The sequence below is a fragment of the Dyadobacter ginsengisoli DSM 21015 genome (assembly GCF_059568735.1).
This window is the reverse complement of record NZ_JCANTY010000011.1, coordinates 170,030-187,807: the sequence shown is the minus strand read 5'-3', so window position 1 is coordinate 187,807 and position 17,778 is coordinate 170,030. Positions and strand designations below refer to the sequence as shown.

Sequence of the window (17,778 nt, the reverse complement as noted above, 5' to 3'; positions counted from 1 at the left end):
CAATTTACTCACCAACCTGCATTCTGGCCCATATTCGGGTTTGCGTCGATTTCCGAACTGGGTATAGGCCAGATGAGGAAACGGGGTGTCCAGGCCACGACATTTGCCGGCTGCACGCGTCCGCCGCCCCAAGTGTTGGTGGACGCATTGAAGACGGGTGCTGTTTTAGTCATGGCCGGATAAAAGTCTTCGTAACGGTATTGGATCATTGTTTTTCCGGTATCGAGGTATCTCATCCGGACCGAATCGAACCAGCGGTGACCTTCGCCGACGAGCTCCAATCCGCGTTCCTCGAAAATTTTCAGCCTGAACTGGGGTTTGGTTAGGCCCGTCTTCAGATCGGCAGGTAAAGTGCGGACGGTGCCATTTGCCTGCCGAGCTCTTTCGCGTAGCTTGTTGAATGCTGCATAGGCCTCGGGGGTGGGGCCGTTGATCTCATTTTCGGCCTCAGCTTTGATCAAAAACACCTCAGACAGCCGGATCACAAAAAAATCATTTTCATTGTTCCGAGCCTGATATCCGCTGGGGTCTATGTATTTGTTCAGATAGGGGAACTGCTCCGTTGTTTCTGTGGCGTTCCTTTTTTCAGGATAGGTGATCCTCTGGGTGGTCAGGTTCTGATTCTGAAAGCGTGTCACAAAAGACACCTCAGTGCGGTAATCACCGGCATATTCCCCGGTACTGTACAAGTCGTAAAACCAGGGCTGCACCCGTGCCGTGCCCGCTCCCGCACCATTTGTAACATTCCCGCATATATTGTACCGCGCAGAAGGCTGAGTGTAATAGGCAAGTTCGGAGCCTCTTGAACTGGCACTGGCGGCCGTCGCATCACGGGTAAACTGAATTGCGAAGATCACCTCCTGGTAGGCGTTTTTCTCTTGCGCGACATCAAACAGACTAGCGTAGTTACCCACCAGGGTGTACTGGTTTGAGCTGATTACGCTGTCGGCATAACTTCTGGCAAGCTGGAAGTTGGCCCGCGCCAGATCTGCTTTTCCCGACAAATCGTGGTGATTGGCATAGGTAAGGTGTGCCAGGGCCAGCATGGCCTGAGCGGCGCCTTTGGTAGCATGGCCGGACTCCGCCGCAGCCTGCTTGCTGTAAGGCAGCAGGGTGGTGTTCGCATGCCCGAAGTCTTCCAGAAGCAGTTCGTACACTTCGTCGAGGGTGTTTCTTTTGGGGTAAAAATCCGACGTGCCTGTAACGGAAGCGGTGTGGATCGGCACACCTCCGTGCATCCTGACCAGGTAGAAGTAGGACAAAGCCCTTAGAAAACGCATCTCTCCGTTGACCCGCGCCCGGAATGCCTCGGAACCCACGCCGCTTTTCTGCACAGTCTCGATCACCGCATTGGCATGGTTGATCACCCGGTAAAAACTTCTCCAGGGTGTGATAAAATACCCGTTCGACGCAGACACGGTCCGCTCGTTGAATGCGCGGTGCGTAGCGCTGGTGGAGGCTACGTCGTCGCTGCCGAACATAATGCTGTAAGTAAGGTTCGACTTGAAACAATCGAACGTGGGCAGAAGGGAATAGGCCCCGTTGACCAGCGCCAATACATCCTGTTCCGATTTTACAAAAGTTTCGGCGATCGCTGATGAATAGATTTGCTCATCCAGGCCGCAGCTGGAAATGCCAAAGCAGAAAAGGATAGCGCTGAATATGGTTTTGAACTTCATTTTCATACCAATTATCGTTTGTTGCCGGATATCAGAAACCGGCATTGATTCCAAAAGAATAGGTTTTGTACTGGGGGATACTGCCATTGTCGATCCCCGATAACATAGAATTGTCGCCTTTGCTGTTGATCTCGGGGTCGTAGCCCTTGTAATCTGTCCAGGTAAGCAGGTTGCCGCCGGAAACAAAGAGCTTTGCGGTTTTGAACACGCGTAACCTTTTGCGGGGCAGGGTGTAGGCCAGGGTGACGTTTTTCAGGCGGACAAATGATGCGTCCTCTACGATAAAGTCGGTGAACCTGCTTTGAAAAGGATCTATCATATCAGGTCTGGGATAAACATTGCTGGTACCATCGCCCTGCCAGCGGTTGTCCCACGCTTCCTGGCGGACATTGGACGCAGATCCGCGGTTCAATGCATCCATTGCGTGGCGATTGGCGTTGATCACATCCTGGCCGATGCTTCCCTGAAAAAACACATTGAGCGAAAGCCCTTTCCACTCGAAAGTATTGGTGAGGCCGAATATGAAGTCGGGGTAGGGGCTGCCGATGACCTCCCGGTCGTCAGCCGAGATAACACCATCGGGACGTCCTTCGGGGCCGTTGATATCTCTGAAGATTAACGAGCCCGGCTTTCTTGTATAAGAATCCGTCGGACCGGCATCGACCTGGGCTGAGTTCTGATAAACTCCCCCGATCCGGTATCCGTAAAATGCCCCGATCGGGCTACCCACTTTGGCAATGGTCAGCGACTGGCTGGATATTGCCCCAAAGGTCGGTCCGACGAAGGAAGTGAGCCCTTCACCCAGGCTGATAACCTTGTTTCTGTTCCTTGAAATGTTTCCGGAAATATCCCATGAAAATGCGCCCGTCAGTGCACGCGCTTTCACGTCGAATTCCACACCCTGGTTCTGGATAACGCCCTGGTTAGTACTGTATGAAGAAAAGCCGTTAGATGGCGGGATGGTCAGGCTGATCAGCAGATCGTGTGTGCGTTTTTTGTAATAATCAAAACCCAGTGAAAACCGGTTGCCAAACAAAGAGATATCGGCTCCCACATTGGTTTGCCGGGTGGTTTCCCAATGCAGGGTGCTGTTCGGCAGATTGGCAAGTACGTAACCGATCTGGATGCTTTGATTAGCGACACTGCCGGTCGATCCGAGCATGGCTTTGGTGGAACCAACGCCCACTGCCTGGTTGCCCGAAAGCCCGTAGCTCGCGCGGACCTTTAATTCAGAAATGGCATCGACGGCTTTGAGGAAATTTTCATTGTGAACATTCCAGCCCAGGGCCACCGAGGGGAAAAATGCCCACTTATTGCCCTCTGCCAGGCGGGTCGAGCCGTCGGACCGGCCCGTAAAAGTGATGAGGTATTTTTTATCAAAACTATAATTCAGGCGGCCCAGGAACGAAGCCAGTGCCCATTCCGTGGTACTGGTTGAGGGATTGGTAATGGATGTGGCACTGCCCAGATCGTAGTAAAGTAGGTTGTCATTGGGGAAGTTGAGCGCATTGATACCGAAGCTCCGCCGGTTCCACTGCTGCCAGGTGTATCCGCCCACTGCGTTGATACTATGCTTGCCGCCGATCACCTTGGCATAGTTGAGCGTATATTCGGTCAGGTAATTGAATGAATTGATATGTCCCCTGTAGGCGTAGCCGCCTTCGAGATTTCCGAGGCTGGTTCCGCGGGGGTGATAAAAATCCCGTTGGGTCGAACTCACATTGACACCGCCGTTGACCCTCAAAGTAAGTCCTTTGCTGATGGTATACTCGCCGAAAAGGTTAGCCAGGGCAGTGGTCATCCTGTTCTGGTCGTCGGCAAGGTTCACGAGCGTCAGCGGGTTGCCCACCTGTGTCTGATCGATCTCCAGTTCATCTTCGGCACTGAAAGGCGAGTCGAACGGGCGGGAGGTGAGTGCCCCACGGACCACCGACATAGAAGCATCGCTGATGTTCGACGACTGCATGGCCGCCCGGTTCTTGCTCAGCGTTCCGCTCATGTTGACCCCGAATTTGAACTTGTTCCCGAACTGCCGGTCCAGATTGATTCGCAGGGAACCTCTGTCATAATTGGAATTTTTAACAATACCACCTTGCGAAAGATATCCAAAACTCACCGAGTACCGCATTTTGTCCAGCCCCCCGGAAATGTTGAGCTGATGGTTTTGTGTACGTGCCTGCCGGTAGATCAGATCCTGCCAGTTGGTGTTTACCCGGCTCAGGTTGGCGATCTGCATGGCGGTATAGATTGAGTCCTGGCCATTATTGAGATAAGCCTCATTGGAATATTGCAGATACTCGGCGGTGTTGAGCACGCCAATTTTTTTGGGCAGCGCACTGATGTCGTAACGGAAACTGTATGATATCCGGTCGGCGCCCGGCCTGCCTCTTTTCGTTGTGATAAGCACCACGCCGTTGGAGGCCCTGGAGCCATAAATGGCGGTGGCCGAGGCATCTTTCAATATCTCGATGGATTCGATATCGCCGGGGTTCAGGTTTGCCAGGGCATTGTCCGCCGGAAGCTGGCTCAGGTATCCCGACTGGCTGCCGTCGGACATCTTTACATTGCCATTGTCAGAGTCGACTGGATAGCCGTCAATCACCACCAGGGGCTGGTTGGAACCGCTCACTGAGGTAGCTCCGCGAATATTGAAAGATATGCCGCTGCCCGGGGCTCCCGTATTCTGGGTGATCTGCACACCGGAGACTTGCCCCTGAAGAAACTGTTCAACAGAGGCAATCGGGCGTTCGTCCACGCCTTCCGCATTGATTTTGGCTACTGAGCCGGTAAGGTCACTCTTGTTGATCGTACCATAGCCTACCACCACTACTTCGTCAAGCGCCTTGGTATCCTCCTTCAGAATGACATCGATCACGGTTTGGTTGCCCACTGCGATCCGCTGGGTGAGGTAACCCACAAACGAGAACAGCAACCTGGCCTCGCCTTCCGGCACGCCGATCCGGTAGGTGCCTTTTGCATCGGTAAGCGCGCCGCGGGTAGTTCCCTCGACGATCACACTAACTCCTGGAATTCCTTCTCCGTCTATGCCCGTGACAATTCCTTTTATTTCTGTTTCGGCCGCTTCGCCGGCTTTTACGCTGGATGATTGGGCAGAGGCGGGGGCATCTTCCCCGGATGGGCCCGGATTGGCTTTCTGCTGATTGGAAGCCCCATCGCCTTCATTGGGTGCGGTACTCGTTTTGGATTTTGAAAGGGCGAAGATCAGGTATGAATTCTGTCCGTGACGCTCGAACCGGATGGATAACGGTTCAAGTATACGCGTCAATGTTTTTTCAATTTTTTCCGAATTTTTCAGCAGCTCCGGATCCACAGACTTATTTTTGATCAGGTTGTCGTTGAACTCGAAAATGATCCCGTGCTTTTTGCTCAGTGCGTCAAGTGCTTCGCGAAGGGAGACCCGGTTGGCAGCCTGTGGTAGCTGCACGGCCCTGGGAATGTCTTTGTTCGAAGCCACCGCTTGGGAGAAACCTGGTTCGGGAGGAGTGAACACCAGCACGGTAAACGCCCAAAACGTCATGTCTCGTAGCTTTTTTGACATAGTTTTTTTTAATTTAGGATTGATTAATAGTTAAACCCGCCCGACGAGACCCATCCGCCAAGATTAGTGGTCGCAGTTGGGCGGGGTATATTTATCGCATGTAATATTTGTTTTCCTTCCTTTCGATCGCCATAGGATATAGCTTTTCCAGTTTTTCAAAAAATGTCTCCACCGAGTCGGTCGGAAACCAGCCCGTGAATGTTTCTTCTTTCAATGCCTCATTTTCAATGATGATCTCCAGGCCATAGGAGTCGCCGATTATTTCGGCCAGTTCTTTCAGCTTTTTGCCTTTGTAATGAAATGTTTTTTCGCGCCAGCGTGAATATTCATTCACATTGACAGTTTCTTTTCTAAGAGGTGCGGCGGTCGCGGTCTGCGTAGCCATTTCCCCGGGTTTGAGCAGGAGCGTGTTGGCTGCGTTGTGGGCATCGGTTAGTTTTACCGAGCCGTGTTCCAATGCTACATCCACTCGTCCCCGGCGATTGGTAATGTTGAAGGCAGTGCCGAGCACCTCAATGTCGAGCTGGTCGGTATGTACTGTGAACGGGACTTTTCTACCTGTTTCAACCACCTTCAGAACATTGAAGAAAGCCTCTCCTTTTATCCAGACCTCCCGCCCCTTCCTCTTTTCGAAATTGCGGTGGAAAGAGATCTCGGAGTTGGCATTGAGCGTAACCCGGCTGCCGTCGGGCAGCGTCAGGTGCAGCTGTTTTCCGTAAGGCGTGCGAAACTTTTCGGGGAGTTGGTTCAGATAAACCCCGCCCGCGGCCAGTATCAGCATGGCAAAGACCGCCGCATAGGGTAATCTTGGCCAATAGAATGCCTTTCCAAAAGCCGGTACGACCGTTTTGGCCTGAATATAATTCCACATATCGCTTCGTTCTGCATCGGTCCAGGTTTCTGTAAAATCAATGTTTTCGATGATCTGCCGGGCCTGCTCAACGATCTCCCTTCTGTCGGGATTGAGCCTGATCCAGTTTGTCCAGAAAAATTCATGTTCGGCATCGGGTTTTAGTACCCAGCGGGTAAAATGTTCATCGGCTAGAAAATCCTGAACGTCGAATGTACGGTAGTCCATAGGGTATGACTGACGTTAATGGTATTTCCCTACTCTTACTGAATAGAGTAAGAAAATCCCTTTTGTAACCTCGGTTATCTGAGAAAAAAATAAGATTTTATAAGAATATCAAAAAAAAGGACAGGATTGAGATGTCCGTGTGCTGCGCAAGTATCGCACGCAGCGATTTTATGGCCCGGTGTATGGTATTGCGCAGGATCTGGTATTTCAATCCGGTAATCTCCTCGATCTGTTCATAGCTCATTTTCTGGTAGAATTTCAGAAAAATGAGCTCCTGCTGGCGCGAGGGCAATGACCTGACCGCTTTCTGTACTGCCCGGTGCGTTTCCTCCGTCGTGTCGACCGTCACGATATCCGCCATATCTTCGACCGGATCGCAGAGGCGTAGGTCTGTGCGGACATTTTTCAGGATCAGCCGTCTGAGCGACGCCATGAAATAGAACTTTACCGACTTGGGGATTGACAAGGTATGGCGGCTGTTCCAGACCACGAGGAACAATTCCTGCACGGCGTCTTTGACAATAGCCCGTTCATGAAAAACGGAAAGGCCATACCGCAGTAGCCAGTCGGCGTGCTGGTCATAAAAATAGGCGAGCGCATCCGGGTCGCTCTCCTTGAGGCGTTGCCACCAGTAGCTCTCGGAAAAGGTAATTTCGGGATCAGGTCCGTACTCCCGGGATGAAGACATGCCAAGTTTCAAATCCTGATGGTCGTGGTCTGAATGATCATTGAAATATTTCAATATGGCGTCTGATTTGATTTGAAACTTTTCTGCGGGCTAGTGTGCGGCATTGCCTGTTTGTCCGGTCAGCTCAAATCCCTCACCGCCTTCCGGAGAACCTGTGTTTCACCCCGAGAAAATTTTCGGTAGTGCCCGGCTGATGTGTTCTTGTACGGTTTTAACGGATACCGGCTCATCGGTGACCTCCCGGTATTTTCTTCAAATCGGATCATTATGAAGATCTTACGGTTTTATGGAGAAAGGCCTTTTACGATCTGTTCAACGTGGTTCATTACTTCTTCGTACTGGTGATTATGTCGGGGAGTTGACTGTTGCCGGATACGTGGACAGCCGCGGCTTCCAGCTGTTCCATGGGCTGGAATTCCAGCCATCTGTAATTGTAAGCCTCATTTCGTACTGAGCGGAACAGACAGAACCGATAGGAAGAATTGACATTTTCATATGCCTGGATTTCCATAATTTTAAAAAAACTCGCTGATAATATCCTGAGCCACCGTATGTAAGTATACGAAGCGCGCCGTGGGCTGCACAGCGCCTTAGGGTAATGCCTGAACAACTATTCGAAGCCGTGCCTCGTACTTTTCTCGAAACCGTTCATGATCATCCGTTCACTGGCGGCCGGAACCATCGGTCTGGACAGGGCTCGGGCCAAGATTCAGCACCTAGTCTGGCTCCTTATTCTCCCGGAAGGTATTGTGCGCCGGGTTATCAGCCGTAATAGACAGGACAATTATTTCTTTGAATCGGTCAATATTTACAAGACAACTTCTGGCAAAATTCCCCTTAATTGGTTCAGGATTTTTTTTAGAAAATGTGAAAATTTATTGGTGTAAGGAATTCATAGCGTTATCATGCTAGACGGGTGTCTGACTAGTAGAGTTTCCCGGAAGAGTTAAGTGCAGAGCAGCAATTACCTTTTTTTGAATGAATAGAAATATTCCCGAATGGCTAGCGTATCCGCCTTACTGATTGAATTAACAAAAGATTCATCAAATTCATTAAACCTGGTACCGGATGAAGAGCCCCTATATATTTCCGGATGCAGGATATAATCTGGGTCATAGTATGTGTTCCACGATACACGTCTGTACTCAAATACAGATAAATTTAGTTCGGAATAGTTTCCGTAACCCACTAGCATATTGTAGGTGCTGAATTTGCTATCCCAAACGGGTTTAAACTCGCTCCTGTATTTTGACATGTTGTAGCTGTATTGAATAGCTTCTTTTGTTACAATCAACTTGTTTGTCGACTTGAATATTAACTGCTTGTCATTTTTTGTGATTAGCAACGAGTTAAATGAGCTTGGCATTTCAGCGGAGTCGGGTGAAAAGAATTTTATGTGTTCATCGCTGACGAATGACGAGTCTTTTAATCTAAAACCTCCATTATTTTTTAAGAACCTGTCTATCACAATCTTATCCGTTATCTCCTTTTTATCGCTATACAACCGGATTTTCGATTTTATGCTGATGCGATTTAAGTAGAGCGTCGATGGAAATTCAGTAGGCAGCTCTATCTCCGTTTTTTTACAACTGATGATAGCCAGGAGCAGAAGGAGAGCGGACGTATATTTCATAGATAGGAGTAAGGTGATTTTTTGCAATATAGGCATTTCCCGGCTCGCCACGCATGGCGCGGCAATTCGATAGACAAGCAGCAGACAAAATCCGTGAGCACTTTACTAAAATTCAAGATGTCTTTCATGTTGAAGACCTCAAGTACCTATGCAATGGCGAAATGTGAGTTGCTGAAAAGTTGGAGAAGATTTGCTTGGTAATTGAGGTGGTACTCAAAACAAGTCTGACAAGGTTAAGGCCTGCTCAGCCCTATTTTGTTTTCTTAGATACACTATCTGAATTACAAAATCAAAAAGCACTGATTTTCAGTGCTTTTTGATTTTTAGTAAGACAGAAAGGGACCAAGCGGAAAATGGGCTCGATCCAATTTTATCGCTGAACACTCAGCACAGGACGAGAAGTTAACCTGAATTTTCAACATCCTCCACCTCTTGGTATGGCATAAATCACGTTGCCGGAAACAGATAAGTTGAAGACTTTATCTTGTATAGCAGGAAATGAAAGTTGCCATGTTTTTCCCTTGTCCGAGGATCTGTAAATACCTGCCGGGTGACCACAGAACAGGTATTCACCAACCTCCGTAATGGAGGCGGTATAGAGGCTTGCCGGAAGGCCGGCATCGATAGGCTGCCAGGTTTTGCCGCCGTCATAGGATGTCCGTATTCTTCTTGCCTCCGTCTCCGTATTACAAGTGATCGCGGCAAATCCACCTTTGATGCGTTCGATAGCAATGCCTACTCCACCCTCATTAATCACATTAACCCAATTTTCACCATTATCTACCGACCGAATGATGCCTCTCTGACTCGTAGCTATCAGCACTCCGTTTGACTCTACCAATTTCATTACCCAGCCTTCGTCATAGACTCGCTTCCAGTTTTTTCCACTGTCATCAGATTTTAAGAGCCCCTTATCGTAACCGATAAAAACGATGTCTCTAGTTTCAAAGATGGTGCGAACGCTTTTCCCCGGAAAATCCGTATATATCGGCAACCATAAACCCGTTCCGTTTATTTTTTGCAAAAACTGGCCGCCGTAGTTGAATGCAAGCATTCCGGTCTTGCCAGGAACAATGCTGCCAAGGTTGTCCGGAGTAATTTCTTTTTCCCAAAAAGGAGCAGTGGAATTTGGTTTGCTGTAATACATCCCATTTCCAGTGCGCAGATAGATTCCATTGTCATTGGCAAGGAAACCGTCTCTCGGAATATCGTCTTCCGGCAAGTTTACTGGCAGCCCTTCGCTAATGTCCTGCCAGGTTTGTCCGCCATCTGCAGATTTGAAAATGATGTTTGTCGCTACTGCCTTATCTCGTTTTGGATTGCTATCCTGTGGAAATTTTAAAGCCTGATCAAACACAAATGAGAATTGAAAAAGGAGTAAAAAAGCAAGGTGATGGATTTTCATGACTAAAATGGTTTGGTGAATTAATAGCGTAAAATTGTTTTAACTTCACATATCCAAATGTAGGCACCTGCTTAGCCGTTCTTGTAAATCAACTGTAAAATCTCGTTTGTCAATTGTAAAAAGAAATGTAAATGCGTGTAAATTCTGCTTTTACCGGCTTTTTCACTAACCGGCTGGTGGTGGGGCCTGGCATTTCCCTGGTGCTGATTGCTATTTTTTTTATCACCTCTTCTTTCATAGAACATTCGGACCGTGACTTACAGGCGAAGCAAGTGAACCTGTTGATCCGTCAAACCGGTCATCGGTTGCTGTTGCAGGCGGGCGACTCAACCTCACGTGTATTGCCTGTTACTGAGATTAAAGAAGGCACGTTTCTGCTCAGGTTCGAAAATGAATTCGTGTTTAACCACGACTCGCTCATGGCGCTGTCACAGCGCTTACTTCCTAAAAAGCGGTTCCCTTCCGGTTACACCGTTACAGTACATGATTGCATGAAAGGCGGCATCGTCTATGGTTTCCAGGTAAATAATACCTCGCCGGACATTCTGGCTTGCACGGGCAGAAGTCAGCCCTCAGGTTGTTACACAATCGAATTTGCATTTCCAGACTTTTATGAGAAAGTAAAACAGCAGAAAGCTGAAACCGACCAACTGACTGAATCAGTCAAAATACACCCTAGGGAAGCCAATCAAGAACTTGAAGAATCAAAAACGCCAACCTTCGGCTATGACATCGGCCAGCCAACTGACGAACTCAAATCAGTTAAAGTGAGCCCTCAGAAAGTCAATCCAACGCTTGAAGAATCCAAAGCGAGAATCTTTGACTATCCAACAATCGACGTGGTTTATGCCGGTATTCTGGTGTTGCTGGGTGTTACCTTGTTGGTTGGGCGTTTTGGGAAATTTTTAAAACTGATGCCCGGGCAGAATCAAAACCACGCTATGGTGAATGAGTCCGTTCCGGAATTGGCTGCGCTTGGAAAATTTTTATTTAATGTTCAGGGGCAGCGCTTGCTTTTGGAAAGCGAGGTGGTTAGTCTCACGGACAAAGAATGCAAGGTTCTGAAATTGCTCCACCAAAATTTCGGAGAGCTGATTCCCCGCGAAACGCTGATGCAGGAAGTCTGGATCAACGAAGGGGTCATCACGGGTCGCAGCCTGGACATGTTTGTGTCGAAACTTCGAAAGAAATTAAGCCGTGATCCCGAGCTGAGAATAACGAATGTTCATGGGAAGGGGTATAAGCTGGAAATACCTGAAAGTCAGATTATTTAAAGTCATAAGCTAAAGTGTTGATTTTTAGCAGGCTATTTATTGTCGGCTATCACCCTTAATTAACGACATAATAGTAATTATCATAACTATTTGAAAATGAGTTTTTTGTTTGGAATCAGGCAAAAGACTGACGAAATTCCAATGGCGATAAATTTGTCTTCTTTTTGAAAAGGGTGCTAAAGGATTGCGCGTGCTCAAAGCCCAAGGCATAGGCAATCTCGCTGACCGAGAGACTGGTCGTTGAAAGCTTTTCTTTGGCTTTGGCGATCAGTTTTTCGTGAATATGCTGCTGCGTATTCTGCCCGGTGTGAATCCGAAGCAGGTCACTCAGGTAATTCGGCGACAGGTTCATCTGCGCAGCAATATATTGTACAGTGAGCAAACCCGGTACTTCGCTGTCATAGTAGTCATCGATCAACTGCTCGAACCTGTCCAGCAGCGCTGAATTATTATTCTTACGGGTCAAAAACTGCCGCTCATAAAAACGGTTGGAGTATTTCAGCAGACTCTCGATCTGCGTCAGAATGATCTCCTGGGTATGCTTATCGATATGCTGGCACTCCTTATCAATTTTAAGGAGGATAGTAACAAGGTCATCTTCTTCCTCGGCCGAAAGGTGCAGCGCTTCGTTAACCGCATAATCGAAAAAACCGTAGTGATGAATGCTGCTGGCCAGCGTATGCTGTAACAGGAAGTCGGGGTGAAAGATCAAAAGATAACCGGACCCGCATTCTATATGTTGCAGGTCCAGTTGTTGCACCTGGTTAGGCGCGGTAAAACTCAGTACTCCTTTATCGTAATCATAATGCTGCTGTCCGTACCTGATCTTGCCTTTGGCTTCACGTTTGAGTGCCACGCAATAAAAGCGGTTAACGAAACCTTTCCAGATATCGTCTTCCAAAAAAACACTTTCCGCCAGATTGATCACGCTCACCAGCGGGTGGCGAGGTTCGGGCAATGACAGCAGTCGGTGAAATTCTGATAAGGAGTTGATCGCGTTCATAGTCAAAATTAATCAATTAAGCCCATACTGAACTCATCGTAGGGGGCGCCCGTGTCCGTACCCAAAGGCACGATGCTTTCCAGTTGTGAAATATCCGCCTCCGTCATTTCAATGGTAGTTGCCGCAAGGTTTTGGTCCAGGTACTTTCTGCGTTTCGTTCCCGGGATCGGTAAAATCCCCTTGCTGATGATCCAGGCCAATGCCAGCTGCGAAGAAGTGACCTTCTTTGCTTCAGCCATTACTTCGATAGCTTTCACCAATTCAATATTCTTGTCGAACTGTACGCCCTGGAAACGTGGGATTGCCCTGCGGAAATCATTCTCCGGCAGGTCATCGATGCTTTTGATCTGTCCAGATAAAAATCCACGGCCTAATGGCGAGTAAGCTACAAAGCCGATGCCCAATTCCTTTAATGTTGCCAATACCCCGCGCTCTTCCACCGTTCGTTCAAATAAGGAGTATTCGCTTTGTACGGCAGTGATCGGGTGCACAGCATGCGCTCGCTTAACCGTTTCAGATGAAACTTCCGACAAGCCGATATAACCTACTTTACCTTCTTGAACCAGCTCGGCCATAGCTTCAACTGTTTCCTCGATCGGCGTATTTTTATCCAGGCGGTGCAGGTAATACAGATCGATGTAATCCGTACTCAGATTTTTGAGCGAACGCTCTAAAGATTTCTTTACATAATCTTTCTTACCATTGATGGCCCAGGTCACTTTATTGTTGTCATCGATTTCCCAGCCAAACTTGGTGGCCAAAATATACTGGTCTCGTTTACCGCTGATCGCTTTAGCGATCAACTGCTCATTTTTCAGTGGCCCGTACAGATCGGCAGTATCCAAGAAATTACCGCCCAACTCGAGCGAACGGTGAATCGTCGCGATGGCTTCCTGCTCATCGGCGGGGCCGTACATGTAACCTTTTTCAAAGCCTGTCATACCCATACAGCCCAGGCCGATCACTGGCACAACCAATCCCTGGCCGCCCAATGCAATTTGTTTTATTTCCATGACCCAAAGGTCGGGAAGCTAAATCGCACGCATGTATGCAAACCCCTGAAACTTGTAGGCAAACCAAGGATCGATTTGCTTAATGCCTATAAACGTTTCGACTTACGGGAGGATCTATCAGACATTGTAGATCCTGGCACAGTTCCCGCCCCACAGCTTGTCCTTTTCAGTTGGGCTGAGTGCGAAGGAGTTTTTTCTTAAAATCTCGCAAACTTCCGCGTAAGAAGCCCCTACCAAGCATACCGGCCAGTCGCTTCCGAACATCAGCCGGTCGGGACCGAATATTTCCAGCATTTTATTGATGTATTTTTGAAAATCCCCGTACTTCCAGTTTTTCCAGTCGGCTTCGGTTACGAGTCCGGCCAGCTTGCAGCTTACATTTTCCATCGGGGCAAAGGCTTGCATCTGCCTGGCCCATTCATCGAAAAGCTGGTCTTTGATAAAAGGCTTGGCAAGATGGTCAACCACAAACCGCTGGTTCGGGAAAATTTTCACGAAATCGACAGCGTACGGGATATGTCTCGGGTGGATCAGGACATCGTAAGTGAAATCGAGGCCGGAGAGCGCCGCAATGCCTTTGAGAAAATCAGGGCGCAGCAGAAAATCATCATCCGGCTCCGCCTGCACAATGTGCCTGAAACCTTTGACAATGCTGAACTGCGAGAAATATTCCAGCCGTTCCTCAATGTTTTCTGAACGAAAGTCGACCCAGCCGACAACGCCTTTTATAAAGTCATGTTCTGCCGCCAGGTCCATCAGAAAATGGGTCTCCTTTTCACTCTGGTCAGCCTGTACCGCGATACCGCCTTCAATTCCCTGTTCCTGCGATAGCGGCAGCAGGTCACCCGGCATAAAATCATTTTTGATCACCGCCATATCATCGGCGATCCAGGCGTCTTTAACAGGGTCGTAATGCCAGAAATGCAGGTGGCTATCTATTTTCATTACAAAGGGTTTTGATCATTAATAAGCGAGGCACGATGGCCCTATCGGTTCAAAGGATTTGTAACCCAGTGAAAATTCCTGATGTCCGAGCTGTTCCGAACAGCTTTTTCCCCCTTGTGCCACAAACATGACTTTATCGAAAATTTCCTGTGCTACTTCTTCCATCGATGCCTCATTGGTCAGTATTTTTCCGGCATTGATATCCATATCTCCTCCCATTCTCGCAAATGTTTCCGGGTTTGCACAGATCTTGATGACCGGCGACACCGCCGACCCGGCCACTGATCCCCGCCCGGTGGTAAACAACACACAATGCGCGCCCGAAGCAATCAGCTCGTTCATTTCTGAAATATCATTGGGATTGGGAAATCCGAAACGCGGCTCCCCGTCCGGCACGATATCCATGAGGTACAACCCTGCGACTGTTGTAGGATCGCCCGGTTTGATCAGCCCGGTAATCGGCGCGGTGCCGCTTTTACAGTATGCGCCCATCGATTTTTCCTCCAGCGTGGTCAATCCTCCTTCCGCATTGCCCGGCGCAAAGCTGCCGTGACCCATTATGGCATGATAACGTGCTGCTTTTGCCACCGCTTTTTGTAATTCTTCTGCCAGTGCCGTATGTCGTGCGCGATTGCCGAGTAGGTTTTCAAGGCCGATCATTTCGCTGGTATTTTCAAAAATCGTGGTGCTGCCTGCCGCATTCAGCATATCGAAAGCCAGTCCGGCTGCCGGGTTAGCGGTAATGCCACTGGTTGCGTCGCTTCCGCCGGAAACGATCCCGACGATCAGCTCATCCACAGAAAACGGCACACGTGGCACTTCTCGGATTTTTTCCAGGGCCGAGGTAACGAAAGAAATACCTTCCTGAACACTGTTTCCGGTTCCTCCGGCCGTTTGTATGCCGATCAGCCTGACGGGTCTGCCACTGGCGGCGATCTGTTCATACAGCCGGTTCCGGTTAAAACTTTCGCAGCCCAGCGACACCAGTAGTACTGCGCCTACATTGGGATGTGTGCATAGCGCGTTCATCATTTTGTCGGCGTACCCATTCGGGTAACAGCCGCTGAACCCGATCAGATGCACCGGTTCATCCTCGAAACGCGAGGTTACCTTCCGCGCCACATGATGAGCACATTCTACCAGATAGGCCACCAGCACAATGTTCCGGATCCCTTTTCGGCCGTCTTTGCGTAAAAATCCTGCGAATGGTTCAGGGCTTGATAAACTCATGATCTAACGTATAGGTAGGAATGTAATCGCTCTTCAGGTTGTGCAGATGTACATGGTCACCGAAGCAGATGTCTTCGGTTGCCGAGCCGATCGGGATGCCGAATTTGATCACCTGTTTCCCGGCCGGAATTTTGCCGGCAGCCACTTTGTGCCCAAGTCCGAGCGCTTTTCTGGAAGTAAAAGTTCGGTTATCTATCACAATAGTTTCCCCTTCCTGCACCGATTCGCGGACAACGTACACATTATCCAGCGGGTTTATTTTAAGTAATTTATCCATATTCAGACACTTATGCCGGTTTCCGGGAAAATGTTTTCAACAGTGGCTCCGGTCCTGATCCTGCTGCCTTTTACAGCAAAATACAGGATATAAAAATAGGACGGCAGGCAGACCAGATAGGCCAACTGGTGCGTATAAAGGTCAGCGGCATAGCCAAACAGCAACGGCAGGATAGCGCCTCCGATGATCCCCATTACCAGAATAGAAGAGCCGGTTTTGGTGAATTTACCCAGGTCGGCCAATGCCAGCGGGAAAATGGCGGGCCAGAGCAATGAATTCGATAAACCCAACGCAGCGACGAGATAAATGGAAATTGCAGGTGGAACCATCGCGATAGCGACGGTAATAAGCATACCCGAAACTGCACAGAAAACCAGGGCCATACGCTGGCTTACCAGTTTTGGAATGAAAAACACCCCAAGCAGATAACCCGTCACCATGCCAAACGTGGTCAGCCAGACGTAGTTTTCCGGTGAAGGCAGGTTCAGCACTTTGGCATAATCATTAATAGAACCCAGAGCGATGATCTCGACACCCACATCAAAAAATATAGCCACGACGCCCAGCAGTACATGTGGGATCTGAAGAATGCTTTTCTTACTGTTGGCATAAACCGACACCTCATTGATCTCGTCTTCACTTTCGTCCTCGCCCGGTGCTCTGAGTTCGGGGAGGGGGGAGTAAAGCGAGAGTATACCAATCGCCGTCAGCATTGCCCCAATGATGTAAAACGGCACAATGGCATCTCCAAGCTGGACATTGCCCAGGTCCAGAAATATGCCCAGGATCAGCGATGCACCTGCAAGAGCCAGTTTGTCGGCGATGCCCATGGTGCTGATCCGGCTCGCCGCACTTTCGGCCGGGCCCAGGATAGTGACATAGGAGTTGATCGCCCCGGTGAGCAACGTCTGGCCGGTGCCGATGATAAAAAGTGCAAAAAGGAAAAGCGCAAAGCTCACAATATCAGCTGCGTAGCCGATCATGGCAAAGCCCGCAGCAATAGTAATAAAAGCAATACTGATCCCTTTTTTATAACCGAGTGCTTTGAGGACATTGCCCGAAGGCACGCCAAAAATTACGTAAGCCGAAAAAGTGGCGGTCATGATCAGGTAGGAAGCAGCCGTGGAAACAGTGAATGCCTCCTGCACAAACGGTATAAAATAGGCATTGATGCCGACAGAAAATCCCAGGATCACATACATGCTGCCGATGATGAGCATGGGGAGAACAGGCGTTTTTTGGATATTATTCATGGCTTCCCAATGTTTTTCTGAGGTGGTCGAGGATGAGTTCTTTTACCTTGTCGCCATATTCCTTTGTGGCTTCCGGGGCACTTTCTGTATACCATGTGCCGGTTGTGAAACGCTGGATATCAGCGCCTTCCGGGCATAGGGATTGCATGAGCGCGGTTTCCAGCTTGCCTGCATGGTCGATGGGATGTTCCGCCTGGATTTCCGGGCTGAGAAACGGGTGAATGCGTATCCAGTTGAAAGGGTCGCTTCCCTGATTGTGCTGCTCATAATAGTCGGACGAAGCCGCATTGCCCCACCAGCCTTCGCCCCGTTCTTTTTCCAGAAACGAAAAAGTAGCCTGGCGGGCCGCCAGTTTAAAAGAAAGGTCGGTAGGCATACCGGCAGTGAAATTTTCGCTCTGGTGATGTACAAATACATGGATGTTCCGGAAACCGATGCGCAGCAGATTGTCAAAGAGGTTCTGGGCAAAAGGATACAGGATCTGCGGGCCGGTGTGCACGCTGCCTTTTCTTTCGGGAGGCTCCACCGCGAAGCTGCTCGCCCCATAGTAAAAAGGTGGCAGGATCACCATAGGAAGCTCCTTTTCGAGGATTTCCAGGGCGCGGACGATCACAAGCGTGTCTACGCCCGTCACCAGGTGTTCGCCATGGTATTCCAGCACTCCGAGTGCCAGTACCGCCGGCATATTGGCATCGATCGCAGCACGGATGTCGGCCGGGTACATGAGTTCGTAACGCATGG

Annotated in this window: 15 protein-coding genes; 1 reads left to right on the top strand and 14 read right to left on the bottom strand. The window is 49.2% G+C overall.

Going from position 1 to position 17,778, the window contains the following annotated elements:
• Positions 1-8: 8 nt before the first annotated feature.
• The 7 genes from BP71_RS33100 to BP71_RS33070 form a co-directional block, all read right to left on the bottom strand.
• Positions 9-1,685 carry a RagB/SusD family nutrient uptake outer membrane protein gene (locus BP71_RS33100; RefSeq protein ID WP_496385937.1) on the bottom strand — a complete coding sequence of 559 codons (1,677 nt, stop codon included), beginning with the start codon at positions 1,683-1,685 and terminating at the stop codon, positions 9-11.
• 25 nt (positions 1,686-1,710) lie between these two features.
• Positions 1,711-5,238 (bottom strand): SusC/RagA family TonB-linked outer membrane protein, encoded by a 3,528-nt coding sequence (locus tag BP71_RS33095; protein ID WP_496385935.1) that lies wholly within the window; start codon positions 5,236-5,238, stop codon positions 1,711-1,713.
• 91 nt (positions 5,239-5,329) lie between these two features.
• A complete protein-coding gene (locus BP71_RS33090; RefSeq protein WP_496385934.1) occupies positions 5,330-6,316 on the bottom strand; it encodes a FecR family protein in 987 nt (328 codons plus the stop codon).
• A 97-nt stretch (positions 6,317-6,413) separates the two neighbouring features.
• Positions 6,414-7,058, bottom strand: coding sequence for an RNA polymerase sigma factor (locus BP71_RS33085; RefSeq protein WP_496385933.1), 645 nt, complete (start codon positions 7,056-7,058; stop codon positions 6,414-6,416).
• A 271-nt stretch (positions 7,059-7,329) separates the two neighbouring features.
• On the bottom strand, positions 7,330-7,515 hold the full coding sequence (locus BP71_RS33080; protein WP_496385931.1) for a hypothetical protein: 186 nt from the start codon (positions 7,513-7,515) through the stop codon (positions 7,330-7,332).
• Between the two features lie 453 nt (positions 7,516-7,968).
• The gene (locus tag BP71_RS33075) at positions 7,969-8,637 is read right to left on the bottom strand and encodes a hypothetical protein (RefSeq protein ID WP_496385930.1); all 669 of its coding nucleotides are present in this window, start codon (positions 8,635-8,637) and stop codon (positions 7,969-7,971) included.
• 415 nt (positions 8,638-9,052) lie between these two features.
• On the bottom strand, positions 9,053-10,042 hold the full coding sequence (locus tag BP71_RS33070) for a WD40/YVTN/BNR-like repeat-containing protein (RefSeq protein ID WP_496385929.1): 990 nt from the start codon (positions 10,040-10,042) through the stop codon (positions 9,053-9,055).
• Positions 10,043-10,242: 200 nt separating this feature from the next.
• Between BP71_RS33070 and BP71_RS33065 the strand changes: the two genes are divergently transcribed.
• Positions 10,243-11,316 (top strand): winged helix-turn-helix domain-containing protein, encoded by a 1,074-nt coding sequence (locus BP71_RS33065; protein ID WP_496385927.1) that lies wholly within the window; start codon positions 10,243-10,245, stop codon positions 11,314-11,316.
• Between the two features lie 115 nt (positions 11,317-11,431).
• Here BP71_RS33065 and BP71_RS33060 read toward each other — a convergent pair whose 3' ends face one another.
• The 7 genes from BP71_RS33060 to BP71_RS33030 all read right to left on the bottom strand — a co-directional run bounded on the left by BP71_RS33060 (position 11,432) and on the right by BP71_RS33030 (position 17,776).
• The gene (locus BP71_RS33060) at positions 11,432-12,319 is read right to left on the bottom strand and encodes a helix-turn-helix domain-containing protein (RefSeq protein ID WP_496385926.1); all 888 of its coding nucleotides are present in this window, start codon (positions 12,317-12,319) and stop codon (positions 11,432-11,434) included.
• An 8-nt stretch (positions 12,320-12,327) separates the two neighbouring features.
• On the bottom strand, positions 12,328-13,332 hold the full coding sequence (locus BP71_RS33055) for an aldo/keto reductase (RefSeq protein ID WP_496385925.1): 1,005 nt from the start codon (positions 13,330-13,332) through the stop codon (positions 12,328-12,330).
• Positions 13,333-13,449: 117 nt separating this feature from the next.
• Positions 13,450-14,277 (bottom strand): amidohydrolase family protein, encoded by an 828-nt coding sequence (locus tag BP71_RS33050; protein ID WP_496385924.1) that lies wholly within the window; start codon positions 14,275-14,277, stop codon positions 13,450-13,452.
• 18 nt (positions 14,278-14,295) lie between these two features.
• Positions 14,296-15,507 carry a UxaA family hydrolase gene (locus BP71_RS33045; RefSeq protein ID WP_496385923.1) on the bottom strand — a complete coding sequence of 404 codons (1,212 nt, stop codon included), beginning with the start codon at positions 15,505-15,507 and terminating at the stop codon, positions 14,296-14,298.
• A complete protein-coding gene (locus BP71_RS33040) occupies positions 15,488-15,784 on the bottom strand; it encodes a UxaA family hydrolase (RefSeq protein ID WP_496385922.1) in 297 nt (98 codons plus the stop codon). Before BP71_RS33040 ends, BP71_RS33045 begins: the two co-directional genes overlap by 20 nt.
• Positions 15,785-15,786: 2 nt before the next feature.
• Complete coding sequence (locus BP71_RS33035) at positions 15,787-17,037, bottom strand: MFS transporter (protein ID WP_496385921.1); 1,251 nt, start codon at positions 17,035-17,037, stop codon at positions 15,787-15,789.
• Complete coding sequence (locus tag BP71_RS33030; protein WP_496385919.1) at positions 17,030-17,776, bottom strand: creatininase family protein; 747 nt, start codon at positions 17,774-17,776, stop codon at positions 17,030-17,032. The genes BP71_RS33035 and BP71_RS33030 overlap by 8 nt, the downstream gene beginning before the upstream one ends.
• Between the last annotated feature and the right edge of the window lie 2 nt (positions 17,777-17,778).